Here is a 23704-nt window from a genome sequence, read left to right on the forward strand (position 1 = left end):
TCAGCCAATCACCCTGGCCCGGTTGCAGGCCTTGAAGGATGGCAGCACGCTGACGCTGGAAATGAAGGTGGCGTTCGGGGGCAATGCGAATGAGACGGTGACGTTTGCGGTGCGCACTTATACCGTGCATACCGTAGCGGACACCCGCCCGGTCATCACGAATCTGCGGGACTCGAAAGGTAACGTAGCCGACGGTGGTACCACGGCTGACACGACTGTGACGTTGAGCGGTACCGCCACTGCTAACCAACAGGTCGATATCTATGACGGATCGATACGTAGAACAACCGCTACCGTCAATGCCAGCGGTGCCTGGAGCGTGGAGATAACAGGACTTGCCCCCGGTTCTCATCTATTTACCGCTAGAGCGCTATATGGCGGTGGGCTAGAGTCGTCCTCGTGGGGGGTAATAGTGGCTTCGGCATTGACGATTGATACCAGCACCATGGTACTGAGCGGCCTTTCAGTAAAAGCTAACGGTTACCCTACAGGACGAGACTCTATTGGCAATACAGCTGTTCGAATCCCACAAGGGGGTACGCCTCCCTATTTTTATCAGTCCGTCCACCCAACGATAGCGACGGTCGACAACGCTGGAAAAGTTGTAGGCATGGACAATGGTTCCGCAGTCATCAGGGTGACCGACAGCCGATCGGCTAGCGTATCGTACCCGGTAACCATCTCGAACATTTACACACTGCGCTGGTATTACAAGGGAGGGCAAGATGCCACTAATCAGATAATGCGCGATTATGTTCTTCGAAACGGGGGTTCATTCCTGACACCGGAAGCCGTTGCAGACTTAAATCGGACAAACACTATGTCCCATCGATCCGTGTATTACTGGACAGGCACTTTCACAGGGGCCGCCGGGCTGGCGATTCCGCCAGGAACATCATTTGCCTTATTGCCTATGGACGCCAGCACGCCCTTGGCGGATGGTTTTTTCATGAGGTATGGGAACTTGCACGGTACCACAGCGTCGCCGTCATACACGAACGCGGACGAACAAGAGGGTGACACTACTCCCAATTAGATGATGTCATCAGCCCCCTCCGGCGCGTGCCGGAGGAAGAGCTGACGTCTCAACCTATAGTATTCAGTCAATTGAATCTTTAATCTCGCCCTCGCACCTCGCACCTCGCACGAAAAGCGACGCCCATGAACATATAACACCCCACCCCGGCACCGTTTTTTAAGGTAACGCCCCTACCCCATGGCCAGGAGCGACCACCATGAAAGAACAGGGCCCTATCGAACAACTTGAAGCACTGGACGCCGCCGTCCAGGCAGCGAATGTGGCGCCTCCTTCCCTCAGCGCCATTCTTGTCAGACGCCTGCATGACCTGATTCCCCAGCTTCCTGCCGAACTGCCCGCTGCGGCAGTGATGATCGCCGGCCAGTCGCTAGTAGAGCGCCTCGAACAGCGGCTCGCCAGCGGCAAGGCGCTTGCGCTGGCCGGTGACGCGGCGCTCGGGTATTGGCATGAGCAGCGTCATCACGGGATAGAACAACGTCACCTGCCAGGCCTTGAGCGGCTGATCGAACAACTCGGGGCAAGACCGATGGCGTGGTTCGGTGACTACCTCAAGCGCCACTGGCGCTTGCAACGTATCGATGGGCAGCCCATGAGTCAGTGGTTTCGCGCCCGCATGATCGAGCGGCTGCAGGCGCAGCAGCGCTTGCGCGAGCAGGATGGAACCCTGGGGAGCCCCCACTCGGCGATGCTTGAACAATTGGTCCGCACCCCCGATGCCATCAGCCGTCTGGCGCTGCCGGCCTTCCGCCGGCCGGGCGTCTACGCTGTGCGCCTATCGGCCCCCGCGCAGCGCTGGAGCATCGAGCTGCCCGGCGCCTTTGTGGTCACCCAGCGCGATGCACGAGGTTTCCACGATGCTGCTGGGGCATTCACTGTGCCGCCGCCGGGCAACCTGGACAGCGCATCGCCTGAGGCGGATGCCGGCCCGGTGACGCTCAATACCCCGGCATTCGGCATCGAATGCTTTGCTTCATTGGCCGAGCTGCACGAGGAACTGAGCGCCCGTTTCGATGATGAGCGCCAGGCCGAGGCCTTGCTGGCAGTGCTTGGCCATGATGACCGGCAACGCGTGCTGCAGGCCGAACATCTGGAACTGCCCGCCCTGCACGAAGATGTCTTCAGCCGCTCGGCCGGCCAGTTGAATCAATGGCAGTACCGCCAGTTGGAAAAACTGCCCTCCTCCAGCACCCACGGCACCACCCTGGATGCCCTCGACAAGTCCCTGTTGAACGCCGTGGATGTAACCCAGGTGTTCAACCGCCAAGCCATCCTGCGCAACCGCTACAGCGCCTTGCTGGAGAAACACCTCCCGGGCTGGATGAAAAAAGCCTCGGCCCAGCAGAAAATCGAGATCATGCAATCCTTGCAGGAGCTGGCCTCGGAACTGGCGCTGTCCTTGAGCCCCGGCATGCCGAGCATGCAGCAGTTCGGTGAGCGCACGTACATGCTCAACTACGCCCGCCAACAGTTGCGCCAGCGCTTGCGCGCCGACCTGGACCTGGACATCGACCCCGACCTGATCACCCTCAGCGTCACACGGGCTGAACAGACGGGGCCGATCCCGCCACCGACCAACCCACTCAGTTCCATTCCCGGGCGCTCGCGCGAACAGGCAGGCCACCCCGTGACACTGAGCACCCAGCGGTACAACCTCAGCGAGCTGGCCCTGGAGAACATCGCCCTGATCGACACCGACTACACCTTGACCGCGCGGGTACAAGGCCCGCCGGGCCTGCCCTTGCCTGGGCTGACGACGCAATACGTGCGCAGCGCCATTCGCCACCTCAATGTCGGCGACCGGTATAGCCGCTTCGTCGAAACACGGTTGCTGCAAGGCCCCGATGCGCAATGGCGCCAAGAGCGCTACCGACGTATCACGCTGGCGCGGATGCGCGCCGAAGCCATCAAGGCCCGGTATGCCGGTCATTTTCTGGCCGATCGCGGTGAACGCGGCTATCGATGGGCCGCTGCCCTGCTCGACCGACCCAACCGCGATACAGGCCGCAAAACCGTGGAGGGCCACACGCTGGAAATCCACCAGTTGCTGATCAATGGGGCAACGGTACGCGGGGTGTGCGTGATTGCCTCAACGTCGCCGCAAAGCCTGCCCAACCAGGTGTATTACACCCCGGACGCACCAGACCGGCGGGCGTGGCGCGAATACCGTGACGGGCACGGGTGGCTGGCGGCGATCAGGGCCAACACCGCGCTACGCGACTATATCGTGGCCAGGGTAGCGCTCACTGATCGCCAGCGGGTGCTGTCGCACCTGAACGGCGATGGTGCGGCACGGTACTTCACGACTCACATCATCACGGGCGACTTCGTCGACCAGTGCTACCACGCCGATGTCAGGCAGGTGCTCAGCGACATCGACGGGCAATCGACCTCGACCGCCGAGATGAACCTGGGCAATTTCTGGCAATTCACGGTCCTCATGGCCGAAGTTGCCTCACTGGCGCTACCCGGCAAGGTGCTGCTGCCCCTCGCGCTGGCGCGGGCCTTCTGGTCGCTATGGGAAGGCGTGGACGGCATTGCCCAAGGGCAACGCGACGAGGGCCTGAGGCTGATGATGGAGAGCATCAGCCACTTGACCGACGCCGCGTCCATCGCCTTGGGCTCCACCTACCTGGCGCGCACCATGCGCAAGCTGCCCCTCAAGCGCCCCATGTCCCTCAACACCAACCTGGCCATCACCCAGGAGCCTGCCAACCTGCGTTTTCGTATCGACAGCCACTACCGTGAAGGCGTGTATGAAAAGGTCTCGGACACCGGCGGCCCTTCGGAGTACTACATGAAGGACAAGGACGGCCGCACCTATCAGGTGTTGTTCGATGGCGAAAAATGGCACGTAGTGGACGCTCGCAACCCCGACGCCATCTTCCATCCCCTGGTGCAGCGCAATGCGCAGGGCGAACTTGAAGTCGTGCGCTCGGTGCACTGGCTCGGCAAGGCGCCGAACCTGCCAAGGCTGTTCAATGACTATCAGCGCGGCGACGTGCCCTTGGCGCGGTTGGTCCTGGACGCCAGGGGGCTGGCCTGGTGGCAGGGGGATCGCTACCTGGTCATCGACACCTTCGTGCTGGCGGTGCGCAAAAGCCTGCGCGGCGACCGCTTTACCCTGCTGCCTCCGAGCCCTCCGGCCGGCCAGAGCGCGACGGTGTTCCTGCGCTACGACGCCGGCTGGGAGATAAAAGTGAAGCAGGCCGGGGTCATCAGCGCCTGGCTGCCGGTGCCTCGCTCCAGCCCGCCGGCTGACGTCTGAACCAGCCCGCCGCTACAGGCCAGCGGCAGGGCTGGGAAGGCGTTGGTCCAGCAGTCGATGCAGGGCACTGCCAGCCGGCCAATTGCGCAGAAAACGTGCGCGGTCGCGGGCGTAGGCCGGAGCGAAGCTGGCATCGCTGTTGTGCTGGCACATGGCGTCGAGGTCGATCATCGCCCAGCGGCCATTGTCCCAGAAAAGGTTGTGGCCCTTGAGATCACCGTGGCTGATGCGCTCGCGGGTCAGGTCGGCGAACAATTGGTCCAGCGCCAGCAGTTCCGGCTCGGGCACTTCGGCCGTTTCGATGTAAGGCGCAAAACGCTCGATAAGGTCCGGGCCCGCCAGGTGGTCGGTGACCAGGTACGCGCTGCGGCGTAGCCACAGGAAGCGCTTCTCCAACACGGCCAACGGTGTGGGCGTGGCGATGCCCAGAAACATCAGGCGGTTGCCCTGCACCCAGGAATGCCAGGCGCGGCTGGGGCGCCAGAAGCGCTTGAGCCAATGGGCGAAGTGCTTGATGTTGTAGCGCTTGATCACCAGCGCGCGCCCCTGAACCGTGACCTGGCCGACACTGGCGGCCCCACCGGTCTTGTACAGGTGGCCTCGGTCCAACAACGCATCGGCCTGGTCCAGCACGGGGACCATGGCCGCTTCTTCCTCGCGGCGAATGGCACGCAGCATGAAAGCGCCGCGCCTGACCGCGAACAGGCTGCACTCACGGCCGACCTTGGCCAGGTAGTCCCTGAGGCGCCAGGCGCGGACCTTGTCCACTTGCTTCTGCAGGGCTTCAAGCGGCAGGGCGTGCTCGCCGTTGGCCAGCAAGTAGTACACCAGCAGCTCTTCGGTGAAAGGCTCGAAGGTCTTGGGCAACTGGGCAAAGAACACACCCAGGTTTTGCAGCACGCGCTGGCGGGACAGCGGTTTGCCGGCGTCTTCGACGCCTATGCCGGCGCCGTCGATCAGGTACAGCTGGCCGTTGTGACGCAGCAGGTTGTCCAGGTGCAGATCTTCCTGCCACAGGCCCTTGGCGTGCATGGCAGCCACCGCGGCCATGGCCTCGCCGAGCACCGCGGTCTGCTCGTCAGCCAGCACCGGTAACTGTTCCACCTCCGCCCAGGCCTGGGCCAGGCTCTGGGCGCCTTCCAGGTATTCGAACAGCAGCCAGCCGCCCTCGCCTTCCTGCAGGCCCTCGACCAGTAGTTGCGGGGTGGTCAGGCCCTGTTCGGCGAGGCGTCTGACACCGTCGCGCTCGCGCTGGAAATGCCGCGCGGCCTTGGGCCCCACCAGCAATTTGGCCAGAACCGTGCGCCCACGCCACACGCCGGCGCCCACGTAGCGCTGGCCAGGCAACACCCGCAGCAGGCTCAGCAGTTGCAGCTCTGCGCTGCCGGCAGCATCGGCCAGGGTGACAGTCAGGGGCAACGCCGGGGTACGCCCGGCGTGCTTCAGTTCGGCCAGACGCATCAGCGGCCCTCCTTGTGGCTGCGGCGGCGGGTCAGGCGTTGCAGCCAGTCCTGCACCAGCGGGCTGGCGGCGTCCTGGTTCAGGTACGCAGCCAGGAACGTACGAATATCACCCTCACCCCACATGGGCGCACGCCGCAGCAAGGGCTCCAGGTCACGCACCCGGTCGCGACGGCCGAACAGCGCCGGGCGGGTTTTTTCCAGGTCGATCAACTGCGCCTGGTAACCGTGGGCACCCTGGCGCAGGAAAATATGCTTGGGGTAGAAACAGCCATGCACCTGGCCTGCGCCGTGCAACGTGCGCGCCAGGGTACCGCAAGCCGTCAGGATGGCCTGGCGGCGCGACAGGGTGGAGGCGCCCCATTCGGCCAGCAAGGCGTCCAGGTCGGTCCAGCCGTCCAGCGCGCGGGTCATGAGGATGGCGCACAGGTCGCCTTCCAGCTTGCGCTGGCCGTAGTAGGCTGCCTGCAAGGCGGGAATCGCCAACTGCTGATAGCGGCGGATATTGCGAAACTCGCGGGAAAACGTCGGCTCGCCCAGCGGGTGATGCAAGGTGCGGGTCAGGTAACCGCGCTGACGCTTGAGGTAATAGCCCTTGCCCTCCAGCTCCAGGCGGAACACCTGGCTGTAGCCGCCACGGGCGGTATTGGGTTCGTCTACCGGGTCCAGTTGCAGGGTCCACAGGGCTTCGAAACTGTCCAGGCCATGACGCTGCAGCAAGCCCTGCTCGGCATCGGCGATGAAGTCGCTCATTCGCGGCCCTCGAAAAACGTGATGATGTGGCGAATGCGGCGCTTGTCCGACGCATTCAGGCGCTGACGCCGGCGGTACTGCAGGTAGAAGCGCAGCCGCTGGGTGTTGGACAACTGGTACTTGGCCACCTTGTCCAGGCAGGCCAGGTCCTTGGTGATGCGGTAACGCAGCCAGAAGCTGATCCAGAACGCGCCGTTGGGGCAGTCGATGAAGAACAGGGTGCTGTGGTCGTCCACCAGCAGGTTGCGCCACTTCAAATCGTTATGGGTGAAGTGTTCGTCATGCATGGCACGGGTGGCACGGGCCAACTGCTGGCTGATGTTGTCCACCCAGGCGCGGTCCTTGAGACGCGCATCGTGGCGGTCAGCCAGCGCCGACAGGTCTTCGGTGTTGGGCAGTTCGCGGGTGATCAGCGCGCCCCGGTGGAAGGCCGCACCCTTGCGCTCCAGGCCCCAGGCGGCGATTTCGGCGGTAGGAATGCCCCACTTGGCGAAGCGCTTGAGGTTCTGCCACTCGGACTTCACCCGCGGGCGCCCCAGGTAGCGGCGCAAACCCTTGCCCGCGCCGGTGTAGCGCTTGACGTAGTAGTTCACACCGTCCCGGTTGACGCGGATCACTTCCGACAGCGGGTCGCGGGTCAGGTGCTCGCCTTGCAGCGCGAACACCGCGTCCAGCGTGCTAAAGTCGGCGTGCAGGTGCGCGTAGCCAGGTTCAAGGTTCCAACCAGCCATCAGAGCGCATCCCCGTACCGCAGTTTGCGGGCATAGAGTTTCTCCGCCTTGGCCTCCAGCCAGGCCAGCAGGCGCGCTTCCTCCTTGAGTACCTGGCGCAGCGGTTGCTGGAAATACCCGCGCAGGAAGCGCAGCTTGTCGCGGCGGGTCAGGCCGATGTCCAGGGCCGAGAAATACAGGGCGGCCAGGTCCTTGTTGCGCCAGCGGCGGGTGATGGCCGGGCGCGTCTGGGCGCGGTGCAGGTCGATGACCGAGAGCTTGAAGTCCTGGGCGGTCACCGGTTTGTCGGTGTGCAGCAGAAAGTGGCAAATGTAGCAGTCACGGTGGTTCACCCCGGCACGGTGCATCATGCCGGTCATGCGCGCCACTTCGGCGATCAGCGCGCGTTTGAGCGCAGGCTGCGGCGGCTCGCTGCGCCAGTTGATGCTGAAGTCTTCGAGGCTGACGGTAGGCGCCAGCTCCTGGGTGATGATGAACGAGTGCTGATCGGCCGGGTTGCTGTTGCGCTCGCCGTAGGCCACCGCCGTCATGGTCGGCACGCCCACTGCCTGCAGGCGCTGGATGGCCTGCCACTCCTGGCCTGCGCCCAGCACCGGCAGCTTGGCGGTGACCAGGTTCTTGACGATCTCGCCCCAGCCGATACCGCGGTGAATCTTGACGAAGTAGCCACGGCCATCGACCTCGGTACGCAAGGTGCGCCGGGCCTCCAGTTCGCGGTACACCTCGCCTTGCAACGCTTCCACTTCCACGAAGGGATCGCGCCCGGCCCACAGGCTCTTGAACGGCTCGGCAAGGATCAACTTCATGAGGCGGCTCCGGCCAGGATCAGGTCGGCGGCGTGCTGGGGCATGCTGTACAGGTCCGCTGTGTCGGCGAATGCCAGGCCATTGCGCCCCCAATCAGCGCGCGCGGCGTTATCGGCCAGCATGCGCGACAGGTACTGGTTCAACTGGCTCTGGTCGAAAGGTTCGTCCAGCACCAGGCCGCAATCGGCCTCGGCGATGTAATGGGCGTAGCCGCACACGGCCGAAACCAGCACGGGCAAGCCCGCCACCAGGGCTTCGAGCAGCACGGTGCCGGTGTTCTCGTTGTAGGCCGGGTGTATCAGCAGGTCGGCGCCCAGCAGGAAACGCGGAATATCGCTGCGCCCCTTCATGATCTGCACCTGGTCGCCCAGGCCCAGGGCCGCCGCTTGCAGTTGGAAGAACTTGGGTTCGTCCTGGCCGATGACGAACAGGCGCGTGCGTTTTTTCAACTCCGCCGGCAGCGCCGCCAGGGCCTTGAGACTGCGGTCCACGCCCTTGGTCTTGAAGCCGGAGCCAATCTGCACCAGCAACAGGTCATCGTCGCCCAGTTTGAACTCGGCGCGGAATTGGGCGCGTACCTGCGCGGCGTTGGCCGGCGCACGACGGTCCAGGGAGATGCCTGGCGGTAGCAGGTGAAAACGCTCGATGGGCGTGTGGTAATGCTTGATGAACAGCGGCTGCTGCACTTCGGAAATCATCAGGATTTCGGTCTTGGCCTCGGGCGCGAACACGGCCCGTTCGAACTCGGCGAAGTGCTGGTAGCGGCCCCAGAAACGGTACATGGGGTTGCGCAGGGTCTGGGCCTTGTCTTCGTAACAGCCGTCGGCGGCGTAGTAAACATCCAGGCCTGGCAGCTTGTTGAAGCCGATGACGCGGTCCACCGGGCGCTTGGCCAGGTCAGCGCCCATCCAGGTGCTGAACTTGATGTTGCGACGGTGGTTGGACAGCGCCTTGACCGGGCCGACCAGCACTTCGAAACCGGGGGGCACGTCGCCTTCCCAGATCAGCGTGTAGACGCGAATCTGGTGCCCGCGCTTCTGGCACTCCAGGGCAATGCGCATGAAGTCGCGTTGCAGCCCGCCAAACGGGAAATACTTGTATAGAACAAACGCCAGTTGCATCAACGAAGATCCTCAGCCAGTAACAATGCGCTTAGTCGGCTCGCCACACGCTCGGGATTCAGACGAGTGAAGCACAGGGGCCACTCGTGTTTAAGATCGAACCGCCGCTGGTCTTCCGGCGTCGGTTGATAGGTACAGGTCCTGGACAGACAGGGTGCGCAGGCAAAGTCGCTGGCCAAGTGCACCTGGCCCTGCCCGTAGGCACCGGTCAGCCCCGGGTTGGTGGGGCCGAACAGGGAAATGGTGGGCACATCCAGGGCGGCGGCCAAATGGCCCAGCCCGGTATCAACGGCCACGCAGGCCTTGGCGGCGACCAACACCTTGGCCACCCCTGCCAGGTTCAATTTGGGCAGTACCACGGCGTTTTTCAAGCCCGCGGCAATGCGCTGGGCACGCTCGTGCTCGGCCGGGTTGCCCCACGGCAGGCGAACTTCGATGCCGGCCTGGCCCAGGCGCTCGGCCATTTCGCGCCAGTACACTTCGGGCCAGTGCTTGGTGTCCCAGGTAGTGCCGTGCAGGAACAGCACGAAGGGCACCTTGGCCTTGCCGTCGCCCAGCCGCGCACGGTCCAGGCCGTATTCGCCCAAGGTGGCCGGCAGGTCGTAACCCAGGGCCACGGCAAACAGCTGGCGCAAGCGTTCGACCGCATGCTGGCCACGGCCAACGGCCAAGCGCCGGTCGTAGAACCGGCTGGCCAGCGACTCGCGTGCCGACTGCCGGTCAAGGCCGGCGACAGGTGCCTTCACGTAACGGGTCAGCAAGGCGCTTTTCAACAGGCCCTGGGCATCGATCACCAGGTCGTACTTGCGCTCGCGCAAGCTCTGCTTGAAGCGTCGCCACTGGCCGCTCTTGATGGTTTCCCAGAGGTTCTTGCGCCAGCGGCGAATGGCCACGGGGATAACTTTATCCACAGCCGGGTGCCAGGTGGGGATCTCGGCGAAGCCTTCTTCCACCACCCAGTCGAAACGGATGCCCGGAATGGCTCGGGCAGCATCGGTCAGCGCCGGCAGCGCGTGAATGACGTCGCCCAGGGACGAGGTCTTGATCAACAGTACCCGCAACTTAATCGACCCCGACCGTCAGTTCGACCGTGGCCGGCCCGTCAAGCTTGTTCAGGGCATCGGATACCCGCTGCGGCTCCAGCAGGCGCAGGCAGTTGTAATGGCCGAAGCGGCAGGTGCGGTCAAAGCATGGGCTGCAATCCAGGCCCAGGCGTACCACTTCCACCTGGTCGGCCAATGGCGGTGTGAAGCCTGGCGAAGTGGAGCCATACACAGCTACCAGTGGGCGGTTCAGGGCCGCGGCCACATGCATGAGCCCGGAGTCGTTGGACACCACCGCGTCGGCGCAGGACATCAGGTCGATGGCCTCGGCCAGCGAGGTATCGCCGCTGAGGTTCACCGACTCCTCGCGCAGGCCAGGGATGAGCCGGCCGCGAATGGCCTCACCCACCGGGTGGTCCTTTTTCGAGCCGAACAGCCACACCTGCCAGCCTTCGCGGATTTTCATCTCGGCGACCTTGGCGTAGTGCTCCGACGGCCAGCGCTTGGCCTCGCCGAACTCGGCACCCGGGCAGAGCACCAGCACAGGGCGGTCCAGGGCCAGGCCGAACTTGGCCAGGGCCGCCTCGCGGCTGGCCGGGTCGATGCGCAGTTCCGGCCGCGGGTAAGGCTGGGGCAACGCGGCACCGGGCTCGAAAGCCAAGGCCATGAAGCGCTCGATCATCAGCGGGTACCGGGCCTTGTCCAGGCGCCGCACGTCATTGAGCAGGCCATAGCGAAACTCGCCACGCCAACCGGTGCGCGTGGGGATATCCGCGAAGAACGGCACCAGGGCCGACTTCAGCGAATTGGGCAGCAGGATCGCCTGATCGTACTGGCCCTTCAGGGACTTGCCGATCGTGCGCCGGGTGGCCAGCTCCAGCGCACCATGGCCGAGCGGGAAGCTCAAGGCCTGGCGTACTTCGGGCATGCGCTCCAGGATCGGCCGGCTCCACTCGGGGGCCAGGACATCGATCATGCAGTGGGGGTGGCGCACCTTGAGGCACTGGAACAGTGTCTGCGCCATCACCATGTCGCCAACCCAACTGGGTCCAATGATCAGAATTTTCATGCTTTTTCCAGAAACGACCGAGGAGGCAGCAGGCCGTTGGTGTACAGCCTGGCCTCCCCGTCTTGTCTTTTGGTCAGGCGCGGTTTGACCGTCCGCGCCCCTTGTCCGGCCGTTCGGGCTTCCCGCCCGCGATCAGCCCAGCTCCATCAGCTCAAGCCCAACCAGGCCCAAATACGCAGCACTTCCCTGCGCTGGGCGACAAACTGATCACCGGCGATCACCCCGGCCTGCTTCTGCAGGGCCTGGCGGTGAGCGGCCGAGCGGTAGGCCTTGTAGGCCTCGCGCAACAGGCTCGCATCATTGGCGGGCAGCAGCCCGGCCTGTTCGAGCCGTTCCAGAATGCGAATATTATCGGTGTATTCCAGTAACCCCGGATAATCCCTGGACCACGCCAGGGCCGCGTATTGCACCATAAATTCAATATCGACGATACCACCGGCGTCCTGCTTGATATCGAACGGCGCCCCGGCGTCGAAGGCATTGGGGCCCGTACCGGCCACCGTGGCCCGGGTCCCCAGGTTGTCACGCATCTTGGCGCGCATGTCGCTGACCTCGGCGCGCAGGGTGCCCAGGTCACGCTCGCAACCCAGCACCTGGGCGCGCACGCCCTCGAACGCACGGCCCAACGCCTTGCAGCCCACCAGCACGCGGGCACGCACCAGGGCCTGGTGTTCCCAGGTCCAGGCTTCGGTTTCCTGGTAGCGCCCGAAGGCATTCAGCGAACTGACCAGCAGGCCCGCCGCGCCCGAGGGCCGCAGGCGCATGTCCACTTCATAGAGCTGGCCGGAGTTGGTCTGGGTAGTCAGCAGGTGAATGATGCGCTGGCCCAGGCGGGTGAAAAACTGCGCGCCATCGATGGGCTTGGCGCCGTCAGTCTCGGCGCTGGGGTCGCCGTCATGGATGAACACCAGGTCCAGGTCCGAGCCGTGGCCCAGTTCGATGCCACCGACCTTGCCGTAACCGACGATGATGAAACCCGGATCGCAGGGGCTGCCATCGGCGCGCTGGGGCATGCCATGGCGCGCCACGGTCTGGCGCCAGGCCAACATGAAGACTTCTTCAAGAATGGCTTCGGCCAGCCAGGTCAGGTAGTCGCTGACTTTCATCAACGGCAGGCTGCCGACGATTTCCGAGGCGGCTACCCGCAGGCTGTGAGCCAGCTTGAAATGGCGCAGGGCCTCCATCTGCTGCTCCAGGTCGTCCTCGGGGATGCGGGTCAGGCGCTCGCGCAGTTCTGCCACCAGTTCCGGGGCCAGGGGCGGGTTGAACAGCCGCCCCTCGTTGAGCAGTTCGTCCAGCAACAGCGGGTAGCGGGCGATCTGCTCGGCGATCCACGGGCTAGCGGCGCACAAGGTCAACAGGCGGCGCAGGGCCCCCGGGTTTTCGGTCAGCAGCACCAGGTACGCGGAGCGGCGGGCGACGGCCTCCACCAGCGGCAGCACCCGTTCCAGCACCAGGTCGGGGTTGTCGTGCTCCACGGCCTGGGCCAGCAGGCGCGGAATGAAGGCATCCAGGCGCTCGCGCCCCAAGCGTTGCATGGCGCGCAACTGCGGGCTGGCGCGCAGGCCGGCCAGTTGCCGCAGGGCCTTGGCGGCGTCGCTGAAACCGGCGTCCTGCAGTTGCCGACACGCGGCGTCCTCATCCTGCGCGTCTTCCCACAGCGGCAGCCACTCACCGCCGACCACCACTTCACCTTCCTCGCCTTCTTCGTCGTCAGGGTCGGCGATGACCTGGCGGAAGTGCCAGTCCACCCGGCCGCGCCAATGCATCAGGCGCTCGTGGAAGGCGGCCCAATCCGCAAAGCCGAGCATGTAGGCGATGCGCGCCTGGTCCAGCTCGCCGTCCGGCAGCATCTGAGTCTGACGGTCGGCGATGGCCTGAATGGCGTGTTCGGTGTAGCGCAGGAATTCATAGCCCTCGCGCAGTTCAGCCACCACGGCGGGCGGCAGGTAGCCCTGGCCTTCCAGGGTGGCCAGCACTTTGAGCAATGGCCGTTGTTGCAAGCTCAGGTCCCGGCCACCGTGAATCAATTGGAAAGCCTGGGCGATGAACTCCACTTCGCGAATGCCACCTGCGCCCAGCTTGATGTTCTCGGCCATGCCCTTTCGCCGCACCTCCTGCTGGATCAACTGCTTCATGGTGCGCAGGGCTTCGATGGCGGAGAAGTCCAGGTAGCGCCGGTAAACGAAGGGCCTCAGCATGTCCAGCAGCTGCGCGCCGGCCTGCTGGTCGCCGGCCACCACCCGCGCCTTGATCATGGCGTAGCGCTCCCAGTCCCGCCCCTGGTCTTGGTAATACTGCTCCAGAGCATTGAAGCTCAGCACCAGCGCGCCGGACGAACCGTAGGGCCGCAGGCGCATGTCGACGCGAAACACGAAGCCGTCGACGGTCACCGGGTCCAGCGCCTTGATCAGCCGCTGCCCCAGGCGGATGAAGAACTCTTGGTTATCCAGCGGGCGCTTGACGCCCTCGGTCTCGCCGCCTTCGGGGTAGGCGAAGATCAGGTCGATGTCCGAGGACAGGTTCAGTTCCACGGCGCCCAGCTTGCCCATGCCGAGGATGACCATCTGCTGCGCCTGGCCACTGCGACGGCCCATGGGGGTGCCGAACTGGTCGCAGTGACGTCTATACAACCATTTATATGCTTCATCTATTGAGGCGTCGGCCATGTCCGACAAATCCCGGCACGTTTGCACCAGATCGGCCTGGCGGGTCAGGTCGCGCCAGATGATGCGCACCTGCTGGCGTGCGCGTTGGCGGCGCAACTGGCGGCCCAGTTCGTCATCGCTGGTGGCAGCCTGCACGGCCGTGGCGATCTGCGCGCGAAGCTCGCCGGCGGCGAAGGGGCGGTCCAGTTCGCCGCTGGCCACCAGGTCCAGCAACAGGGCGGGGGCGGCGCTGGCCTGCTGGATGACGAAGTCGCTGGCGGCGCACACGCGGTCGAACGCTTCCCAGGTGGTAGCGCTCCAGGTAGCCAGTTGGTCTGCGCGGGAAAGTGTGGCTACCGCTGCCTCGAATGTCTGGCGATTGCGCGTCGGCAGAGGGGCGAGAATGGCCGGCAATTGGCCCAGCGTTGGCAGGCTCATGGTCTATCCTTGATCGGCGTGCGAAGGGAGGTGTACGACCCCGGGCGGACGTTTCGCGCCGGTTGGACTGTCATACAAAAGTTATAAATAGCTGAAAACAAATATTTCTTGGCAGAAAACATCGCACGCAACCTGTCTAGGAATTATTTTTAACCCACGTTAACGATTTTTCTCACAACGTGGCAGGTGGCCAAGAGCCCTCTGCCTGTAGTTTTACTACGATGGTCGTAATGTCAACGCATGAAATGACAAACGATTTGTAGTAAAACTACACGACGCCGGCACAACCCCTCCGGTAATCCAAGAATTCATATCGTCTGCCCACAAGGCCGTCGCAAACTCAGGCTTCGATTCTGGAAGCCTTTCCGCCCTGGAGCAAGCCATGCAAGACCTCGATCCCGTCGAAACCCAGGAATGGCTGGACGCCCTGGAGTCGGTTCTCGACAAAGAAGGCGAAGACCGCGCTCACTACCTGATGACTCGCATGGGCGAGTTGGCCACCCGCAGTGGTTCGCAACTCCCCTACGCAATCACCACGCCATACCGCAATACCATCCCCGTCACCCACGAAGCACGCATGCCTGGCGACCTGTTCATGGAACGCCGCATTCGCTCGCTGGTGCGCTGGAACGCCATGGCGATGGTAATGCGCACGAACCTGAAGGACTCGGACCTGGGCGGTCACATCTCCAGCTTCGCCTCCAGTGCCACCCTGTATGACATCGGCTTCAACTACTTCTTCCAAGCCCCGACCGACGAACACGGCGGCGACCTGATCTACTTCCAGGGCCACACCTCGCCAGGCGTCTACGCCCGCGCCTTCATGGAAGGCCGCATCAGCGAAGAGCAGATGAACAACTTCCGCCAGGAAGTCGACGGTCAGGGCCTGTCGTCCTACCCCCACCCTTGGCTGATGCCTGACTTCTGGCAATTCCCGACCGTATCCATGGGTCTGGGCCCGATCCAGGCCATCTACCAGGCACGCTTCATGAAGTACCTGGAAGCCCGCGGCTTCATCCCGGAAGGCAAGCAGAAAGTCTGGTGCTTCCTGGGTGACGGCGAATGCGACGAACCCGAATCCCTGGGCGCCATCTCCCTGGCCGGCCGCGAGAAGCTGGACAACCTGATCTTCGTCATCAACTGCAACCTGCAGCGCCTCGATGGCCCGGTTCGCGGCAACGGCAAGATCATCCAGGAACTGGAAGGCGTATTCCGCGGCGCCCAGTGGAACGTCACCAAAGTCATCTGGGGCCGTTTCTGGGACCCACTGCTGGCCAAGGACGTCGACGGTATCCTGCAACGTCGCATGGACGAAGTCATCGACGGCGAGTACCAGAACTACAAGGCCAAAGACGGCGCGTTCGTGCGCGAGCATTTCTTCAACACGCCTGAACTCAAGGCGATGGTCGCCGACCTGTCCGACGACGAGATCTGGAAACTCAACCGTGGCGGCCACGACCCGTACAAGGTCTACGCGGCGTACCACGACGCGGTCAACCACAAAGAACAGCCGACCGTCATCCTGGCCAAGACCATCAAGGGTTATGGCACCGGTGCTGGCGAGGCCAAGAACACCGCGCACAACACCAAGAAAGTCGACGTCGACAGCCTGAAGCTGTTCCGCGACCGCTTCGATATCCCGGTCAAGGACGAAGAGCTGGAGAACCTGCCGTTCTTCAAGCCAGAGCCAAACAGCGCCGAAGCCCGCTACCTGAGCGAACGCCGTGCCGCACTGGGCGGTTTCGTGCCACAGCGTCGCGCCCAGAGCTTCAGCGTGCCTACCCCGTCGCTCGATACCCTGAAGGCTATCCTGGACGGTTCGGGCGACCGCGAAATCTCTACCACCATGGCTTTCGTGCGCATCCTGGCGCAATTGGTCAAGGACAAGGAAATCGGCCCTCGCATCGTTCCGATCATTCCGGACGAAGCCCGTACCTTCGGTATGGAAGGCATGTTCCGTCAGTTGGGCATCTACTCCTCCGTCGGCCAGCTCTACGAGCCAGTCGATAAAGACCAGGTGATGTTCTACAAGGAAGACAAGAAGGGCCAGATCCTCGAAGAAGGCATCAACGAAGCGGGCGCCATGAGCTCGTTCATCGCTGCCGGTACTTCGTACTCCAGCCACAACCAGCCGATGCTGCCGTTCTACATCTTCTACTCGATGTTCGGCTTCCAGCGTATCGGCGACCTGGCCTGGGCCGCTGGCGACAGCCGTACCCGTGGCTTCCTGATCGGCGGCACCGCCGGCCGCACCACCCTGAACGGTGAAGGCCTGCAGCACGAAGATGGTCACAGCCACATCCTGGCTGCCACCATCCCGAACTGCCGCACCTTTGATCCGACCTACGGCTACGAGCTGGCGGTGATCATTCAGGACGGCATGAAGAAGATGACCGAAGAGCAGCAGGACGTCTTCTACTACATCACCGTGATGAACGAGTCCTACCAGCAGCCAGCCATGCCAGCCGGTGTCGAGGAAGGCATCGTCAAGGGCATGTACCTGCTTGAAGAAGACAAGAAGGAAGCGGCCCACCACGTGCAACTGCTGGGTTCGGGCACCATCCTGCGCGAAGTCCGCGAAGCGGCGAAGATCCTGCGCGAGCAGTTCAACGTCGGCGCCGACGTGTGGAGCGTCACCAGCTTCAACGAACTGCGTCGCGACGGCCTGGCCGCCGAGCGCTTCAACCGCCTGCACCCAGGCCAGAAGCCACGCGCCACTTACGTTGAAGAGTGCCTGACTGGCCGTAAAGGCCCGGTCATTGCTTCCACCGACTACATGAAGTTGTTCGCCGAGCAGATCCGTCAGTGGGTTCCTTCCAAGGAATTCAAAGTCCTGGGCACCGATGGCTTCGGTCGCAGCGACAGCCGCAAGAAGCTGCGTCACTTCTTCGAAGTCGACCGCCACTTCGTCGTGCTGGCTGCCCTGGAAGCCTTGGCTGATCGTGGCGACATCGAACCTAAAGTGGTGGCCGAAGCCATCGTCAAGTTCGGTATCGACCCCGACAAACGCAACCCACTGGACTGCTGAGGAGAATTTTTGTGAGCGAACTCATTCGCGTACCTGACATCGGCAGCGGTGAAGGTGAAGTAATCGAACTGCTGGTCAAGGTTGGCGACCGCATCGAAGCCGACCAGAGCTTGCTGACCCTGGAGTCGGACAAGGCGAGCATGGAAATTCCTGCTCCCAAGGCTGGCGTGGTCAAGGCCATCAAGGTCAAGCTGGGCGACCGCCTGAAAGAAGGTGACGAAGTCCTGGAGCTGGAAGTCGAGGGCGCAGCCGCTGCGCCCGCGGCTGCCGCACCGGCTGCCGCCGCACCGAAAGCCGAAGAAAAGCCTGCACCTGCCCCGGCCGCCGCGCCTGCCGCTGCCGCTCCCGCTGCCAGCCAGAACGTCAACGTTCCGGACATCGGCTCGTCGGGCAAGGCGCAGATCATCGAGCTGTCGGTCAAGGTCGGCGACACCGTCGAAGTCGATCAGTCGCTGATCACCCTGGAATCGGACAAGGCCAGCATGGAGATTCCCTCTCCTGCCGCTGGCGTGGTCGAGAGCATCAGCGTCAAGTTGAACGATGAAGTGGGTACCGGCGACCTGATCCTGGTGCTGAAAGTCGCGGGCGCCGCCCCGGCTGCTGCACCGGCCCAGGCGGCTGCACCTGCTGCTGCCGCGCCGGCACCTGCCGCTGCCCCGGCCCCCGCCGCCGCACCTGCCGCGCCAAGCGTGCAGGACATCCACGTGCCGGATATCGGTTCGTCGGGCAAGGCCAAGATCATCGAGCTGTCGGTCAAGGTCGGCGACAGCGTCGACGTCGATCAATCGCTGATCACCCTGGAATCGGACAAGGCCAGCATGGAGATCCCGTCTCCGGCCGCTGGCGTGGTCGAGAGCATCAGCGTCAAGCTGGACGACGAAGTGGGCACCGGTGACCTGATCCTCAAGCTGAAAGTCGCTGGCGCAGCACCTGCTGCCGCCCCGGCTCAAGCCCCGGCCGCCGCGCCTGCCGCTGCCGCACCGGCCCCTGCTGCCAAGCCTGAAGCCGCGCCGGCCCCTGTCGCCGCCGCGCCGGCTGCTGCTTCCGGCGCCAAGGTTCACGCAGGCCCGGCTGTTCGCCAGCTGGCCCGCGAGTTCGGCGTCGAACTGAGCGCCGTCAGCGCTTCCGGCCCGCACGGCCGCATCCTGAAGGAAGACGTGCAGGCTTACGTCAAGTCGGTCATGACCAAGGCCAAGGAAGCACCTGCTGCCGCAGCCGGTGCAACTGGCGGCGCTGGTATCCCGCCGATTCCGGTGGTGGACTTCAGCCGCTTCGGTGAAATCGAAGAAGTGCCGATGACCCGCCTGATGCAGGCCGGTGCCACCAACCTGCACCGCAGCTGGCTGAACGTGCCACACGTGACCCAGTTCGACCAGGCTGACATCACCGAGCTGGAAGCTTTCCGCGTCGCGCAGAAAGCCGTGGCCGAGAAGGCTGGCGTCAAGCTGACCGTGCTGCCACTGCTGCTCAAGGCCAGCGCCCACCTGCTCAAGGAGCTGCCGGACTTCAACGCGTCCCTGGCCCCTAGCGGCAAGGCGATCATCCGCAAGAAGTACGTCAACATCGGCTTCGCGGTAGACACCCCTGACGGCCTGCTGGTACCGGTCATCAAGAACGTCGACCAGAAGAGCCTGCTGCAACTGGCTGCCGAAGCCGCGGCCCTGGCTGAAAAAGCCCGGACCAAGAAGCTCTCGGCAGACGACATGCAGGGTGCGTGCTTCACCATCTCCAGCCTCGGCCACATTGGCGGCACCGGCTTCACGCCGATCGTCAACGCGCCGGAAGTGGCGATCCTGGGTGTCTCCAAGGCCACCATCCAGCCAGTCTGGGATGGCAAAGCCTTCCAGCCCAAGCTGATGCTGCCACTGTCGCTGTCCTACGATCACCGCGTGATCAACGGCGCCGCGGCCGCGCGCTTCACCAAGCGCCTGGGCGACCTGCTGGCCGACATTCGCACCATGCTGCTGTAAACCGCTGTTCGCTGCCTCCTCCCTGGGGAGGCAGCCGTTTTTATCGAGCTGCCACGCTCGTACCTCAACCCCGCCCATGGCGGGGCTTTTTTTTGGTTTTTCTGAAGCTCGATCTCAAGGGCGCCAGAACCCTTGAGCCATGCACCTCGCAGCCCTGCCCCCAATCCCAAGCCAAACCAACAAAGCGGTCAAGGCAATCCCACAGACATAACTGGCCCGAAACAAACGTTGGAGCAGAGCTTGCTCGCGAAGCGCCGCGCGGGCGGCGCACGGTCTCAAGGGCGCCAGAAGCATCAAGCCATGCACATGGAGACCCTGACCCAATCTCCAGGCGGACAATCAAGGCGGACCAGGCAATTCCACAGACATAACTGGCCCGAAACAGATGTAGGAGCGGGCTTGCTCGCGAAGCGCCGCGCGGGCGGCGCACGGTCTCAAGGGCGCCGGAGAAACCCAAGCCATGCACCTGGCGGCCCTGACCCAATCCCAAGCCAAACAACAAGGCGGACCAGGCAATGGCACAGACATAACTGGCCCGAAACAGATGTAGGAGCAGAGCTTGCTCGCGAAGCGCCGCGCGGGCGGCGCACGGTCTCAAGGGCGCCAGAAGCATCAAGCCATGCACATGGAGGCCCTGACCCAATCTCCAGGCGGACAATCAAGGCGGACCAGGCAATTCCACAGACATAACTGGCCCGAAACAGATGTAGGAGCGGGCTTGCTCGCGAAGCGCCGCGCGGGCGGCGCACGGTCTCAAGGGCGCCGGAGAAACCCAAGCCATGCACCTGGCGGCCCTGACCCAATCCCAAGCCAAACAACAAGGCGGACCAGGCAATGGCACAGACATAACTGGCCCGAAACAGATGTAGGAGCAGAGCTTGCTCGCGAAGCGCCGCGCGGGCGGCGCACGGTCTCAAGGGCGCTGCAAAACCATCGACTAGCGCTTGGTGGCCATGATGAGATCTCCGGCGGGCCTCTAAAAGCCTGTCATGAAACCGCATCATGGCCTCCAGGTGCATGGCTTGGGTTTCTCCAGCGCCCTTGCGACCGTGCGCCGCCCGCGCGGCGCTTCGCGAGCAAGCCCGCTCCTACATCTGTTTCGGGCCAGTTATGCCTGTGCCATTGCCTGGACCGCCTTGATTGTCCGCCTGGAGATTGGGTCAGGGCCTCCAGGTGCATGGCTTGAGTTTCTCCAGCGCCCTTGAGACCGTGCGCCGCCCGCGCGGCGCTTCGCGAGCAAGGGCTCGGCGCCCCCCCCCTCGCTCCTACATCTGTTTCGGGCCAGTGATGTCCGTGCCATTGCCGGGGCCGCCTTGTGCGGTCGGCAGCGGCTTGGTGTCGCTTCTATGATTTTTTCAGAACCATCCGGTCACTGGCGTCAACAAACCTGGCAAAAACACCCATTTTCACCCCCGACTGAAGTATTCCTCCGGCCGGCCGATATGGATACAGGCACGGAGCCACTGTATTGCTTGTCAGCCTGAGCGCCATGATGCAACCTTGCCATATGCGCCCGGGACCACAGGGTTTTCTCCCCGCGCACGACCAGCACTCTTGAAGCGAGCTCTCCATGAAAAGCCAACCCGATGCCGCCAGCCGTATGGCGGCCGAGGTAGTGACGCAATTACCGGTGCCATCGCGCCTCGGTATGCTGCGTTTCGAACGGCTGAACGAAGCCAATTGGGCGCTGTTGTTCCTGGACCCGAACTGCGAGCGCCAATTCGGCCTGCCCGCGGCGGAGCTGTGCGCGCTGGTCGGCTCGCCTTACGCCAGCCTCATGGAACCCGAAGCCCGCTACCAACTGCACGATGCCATCCAGCTTCAGTTGGCGACACGGCCCCACTACCTGGTACGTTACACGCTGCACACCGCCAGCGGCCCACTGGCCCTGCTGGAAGTGGGTGAACCCTACAAGCAGCACAACCGCCAATTGCTGCGCGGCTACCTGCTGGTGATGGAAGAGTTGACCGGCGAGGCGCTACTGGTCGGTGGCGACCTGGAAACCCGCCACAGCCGCCTGCAGGTCGCGCTGGAGCTCAACCAGCAAGCCCAGCATGAACAGCTACTGCATCTGGAGCGCGTGCGCGCCCAGCAGGACCTGATTCTGCGCCTGGCACGCCAACGCTACAGCACCAACGAACCACTGCTCGAAGCGGCGCAATTGATTACCCGCAGCGCTTGCGAGATCTATGACATCGGTAGCGCCAGCCTGTGGAACCTGGTGGACCAGCACCTGGAGCCCATCGCCGCCTATGACGCGGTGAAAGGCGAATATCGCCAACCCGATGCCATCGACATCAGCGGCTACCCCGACTACCTGGAAGCACTGCAGACCAGCCGCGCCGTGGACGTCAACGACACCGCCTTCGACCCCCGCACCCACGAGATGGCCGAGAGCCTGCGCGCGCGGAACATCAACGCCATCCTCGACGCCAGTATCCGCATCGACGGCCAGGTGGTCGGCGTGCTGTGCCTGGAACAGACAGGTGACACCCGGCCGTGGCAGTCCGACGAGATTGCTTTTGCTGGCGAGCTGGCCGACCAGTTCGCCCAGGTCATCAACAACCAGAACCGCCGCGCCGCCACCAGCGCCTTGCACCTGTTCCAGCGCGCCGTGGAACAAAGTGCCAATGCCTTCCTGCTGGTGAACTGCGACGGCGTGGTAGAGTACGTGAACCCCAGCTTCACGGCCATTACCCAGTACAGCACCGAGGAAGTGCACGGCCAGCGCCTGTCGCAACTGCCGGCCCTGGAAAACCTCAGCGAAATGCTCTTCGATGCGCCCTCAAGCCTGGCCAACAGCAATAGCTGGCAAGGCGAGTTCAAGAGCCGGCGCAAGAACCTGGAGCCCTACTGGGGGCAACTGTCCATTTCCAAGGTGTACGGCGACAACCGCGAGCTGACCCACTACATCGGCATCTACGAAGACATTACCCAGAGCAAGCTGGCCCAGCAGCGCATCGAGCGCCTGGCCTATACCGACAACCTGACCAGCCTGGGCAACCGGCCGGCGTTCATCCGCAACCTGGACGAGCGCTTCGCCCGCGACAGCGCCAGCCCTATCAGCCTGTTGCTGGTGGACATCGACAACTTCAAGCGCATCAACGACAGCCTGGGCCACCAGACCGGCGACAAGCTGCTGATCAGCCTGGCCCGGCGCCTGCGCAACAGCCTGAGCCCCAGCGGCAGCCTGGCGCGCTTCGCCAGTAACGAATTCGCTGTGCTGCTGGACGACACGGACCTGGAGAGCGGCTACCAGACCGCCGTCCAGGTGCTCAAGACCCTCGACAAGCCCATGTTCGTGGACAACCAGTTGATCAACGTCACCGGCTCCGTGGGTTTGGCCTGCGCGCCGCTGCACGGCCGTGACCCGCAAACCCTGATGAAGAACGCTGGCCTGGCGCTGCACAAGGCCAAGGCCAACGGCAAGCATCAGGTGCAGGTGTTCACCGAAGCACTGAATGCCGAGGCCAGCTACAAGCTGTTCGTGGAAAACAACCTGCGCCGCGCCCTGACCCAGAATGAGCTGGAGGTCTTCTACCAGCCCAAGCTGTGCCTGCGCAGCGGGCGCCTGCTGGGCATGGAAGCGCTGCTGCGCTGGAACCATCCGGAAAAGGGCATGATCCGCCCCGACCAGTTCATCAGCGTGGCGGAAGAAACCGGCCTGATCATCCCCATCGGCAAGTGGATCGCCCGCCAGGCGTGCCGCATGACCAAGAGCCTGATGGCCAGCGGCCTGGGCCCTTTGCAGGTGGCTATCAACCTGTCGCCCAAGCAGTTCTCCGACCCGGACCTGGTGTCATCCATTGCCCACATTCTCAAGGAAGAAGAGCTGGACCCGGCCTTGCTGGAGCTGGAGCTCACCGAAGGCCTGCTGCTGGAGGCGACCGACGACACCCACCAGCAACTGGACCAGCTCAAGCAACTGGGCCTGACCCTGGCCATGGACGACTTCGGCACCGGTTATTCGTCGCTCAGCTACCTGAAGAAATTTCCGATCGACATCATCAAGATCGATCGCAGCTTCATTCATGAAATCCCCGACAACCAGGACGACATGGAGATCACCTCGGCGGTGATCGCCATGGCCCACAACCTCAAGCTCAAGGTGGTGGCCGAAGGTATCGAGACCGCCGAGCAACTGAGCTTCCTGCGCCGCCACCGCTGCGACGTGGGCCAGGGTTACCTGTTCGACCGCCCCATCCCCAGCCACGAGTTGCTGCGGCGCCTGAAACGCTACCCGCGCGGGCCGATGGACTGACATCGGCGCCGGTCTCGGGCACACTGTCGGCTTATCAATAGCTGACAACCCAGGTTATCCACACCTGCTGCA

At 63.7% G+C, this 23704-nt stretch carries 12 protein-coding genes and 1 pseudogene; 5 read left to right on the forward strand and 8 right to left on the reverse strand.

Annotation, left to right across the window (positions count from 1 at the left end):
- Positions 1–1036: pseudogene (locus QBK88_RS22155) on the forward strand (hypothetical protein); the annotation flags it as partial.
- Between the two features lie 199 nt (positions 1037–1235).
- On the forward strand, positions 1236–4304 hold the full coding sequence (locus QBK88_RS22160; protein ID WP_277963726.1) for a dermonecrotic toxin domain-containing protein: 3069 nt from the start codon (positions 1236–1238) through the stop codon (positions 4302–4304).
- A 12-nt stretch (positions 4305–4316) separates the two neighbouring features.
- On the opposite strand, the gene QBK88_RS22165 is transcribed toward QBK88_RS22160, so the two are convergent.
- The 8 genes from QBK88_RS22165 to glnE form a co-directional block, all read right to left on the reverse strand.
- Positions 4317–5765: a lipopolysaccharide kinase InaA family protein gene (locus QBK88_RS22165; protein ID WP_277963727.1), complete on the reverse strand. Its 1449-nt coding sequence runs from the start codon at positions 5763–5765 to the stop codon at positions 4317–4319.
- The gene (locus QBK88_RS22170; RefSeq protein WP_277963728.1) at positions 5765–6517 is read right to left on the reverse strand and encodes a lipopolysaccharide kinase InaA family protein; all 753 of its coding nucleotides are present in this window, start codon (positions 6515–6517) and stop codon (positions 5765–5767) included. The genes QBK88_RS22165 and QBK88_RS22170 overlap by 1 nt, the downstream gene beginning before the upstream one ends.
- The gene (locus QBK88_RS22175) at positions 6514–7248 is read right to left on the reverse strand and encodes a lipopolysaccharide kinase InaA family protein (protein ID WP_277963729.1); all 735 of its coding nucleotides are present in this window, start codon (positions 7246–7248) and stop codon (positions 6514–6516) included. Before QBK88_RS22175 ends, QBK88_RS22170 begins: the two co-directional genes overlap by 4 nt.
- Positions 7248–8054 carry a lipopolysaccharide core heptose(I) kinase RfaP gene (gene rfaP, locus QBK88_RS22180; protein ID WP_277963730.1) on the reverse strand — a complete coding sequence of 269 codons (807 nt, stop codon included), beginning with the start codon at positions 8052–8054 and terminating at the stop codon, positions 7248–7250. Before rfaP ends, QBK88_RS22175 begins: the two co-directional genes overlap by 1 nt.
- Positions 8051–9175, reverse strand: coding sequence for a glycosyltransferase family 4 protein (locus QBK88_RS22185; RefSeq protein ID WP_277963731.1), 1125 nt, complete (start codon positions 9173–9175; stop codon positions 8051–8053). The genes rfaP and QBK88_RS22185 overlap by 4 nt, the downstream gene beginning before the upstream one ends.
- Positions 9175–10236, reverse strand: coding sequence for a lipopolysaccharide heptosyltransferase I (waaC, locus tag QBK88_RS22190; RefSeq protein ID WP_277963732.1), 1062 nt, complete (start codon positions 10234–10236; stop codon positions 9175–9177). Before waaC ends, QBK88_RS22185 begins: the two co-directional genes overlap by 1 nt.
- A gap of 1 nt (position 10237) precedes the next feature.
- Positions 10238–11287: a lipopolysaccharide heptosyltransferase II gene (gene waaF, locus QBK88_RS22195; protein WP_277963733.1), complete on the reverse strand. Its 1050-nt coding sequence runs from the start codon at positions 11285–11287 to the stop codon at positions 10238–10240.
- 146 nt (positions 11288–11433) lie between these two features.
- On the reverse strand, positions 11434–14373 hold the full coding sequence (glnE, locus tag QBK88_RS22200) for a bifunctional [glutamate--ammonia ligase]-adenylyl-L-tyrosine phosphorylase/[glutamate--ammonia-ligase] adenylyltransferase (RefSeq protein WP_277963734.1): 2940 nt from the start codon (positions 14371–14373) through the stop codon (positions 11434–11436).
- Between the two features lie 382 nt (positions 14374–14755).
- Between glnE and aceE the strand changes: the two genes are divergently transcribed.
- From aceE to QBK88_RS22215, 3 genes are all read left to right on the forward strand, one after another.
- A complete protein-coding gene (aceE, locus tag QBK88_RS22205) occupies positions 14756–17401 on the forward strand; it encodes a pyruvate dehydrogenase (acetyl-transferring), homodimeric type (protein ID WP_268145962.1) in 2646 nt (881 codons plus the stop codon).
- Positions 17402–17412: 11 nt separating this feature from the next.
- Entirely contained in the window at positions 17413–19371 is a 1959-nt protein-coding gene (gene aceF, locus QBK88_RS22210; protein WP_277963735.1) for a dihydrolipoyllysine-residue acetyltransferase, read from the forward strand.
- 1570 nt (positions 19372–20941) lie between these two features.
- Complete coding sequence (locus QBK88_RS22215; protein ID WP_277963736.1) at positions 20942–23632, forward strand: GGDEF and EAL domain-containing protein; 2691 nt, start codon at positions 20942–20944, stop codon at positions 23630–23632.
- Positions 23633–23704: the final 72 nt, after the last annotated feature.

The sequence above is a fragment of the Pseudomonas sp. RIT-To-2 genome (assembly GCF_029623465.1).
GTDB lineage: Bacteria > Pseudomonadota > Gammaproteobacteria > Pseudomonadales > Pseudomonadaceae > Aquipseudomonas > Aquipseudomonas silvicola.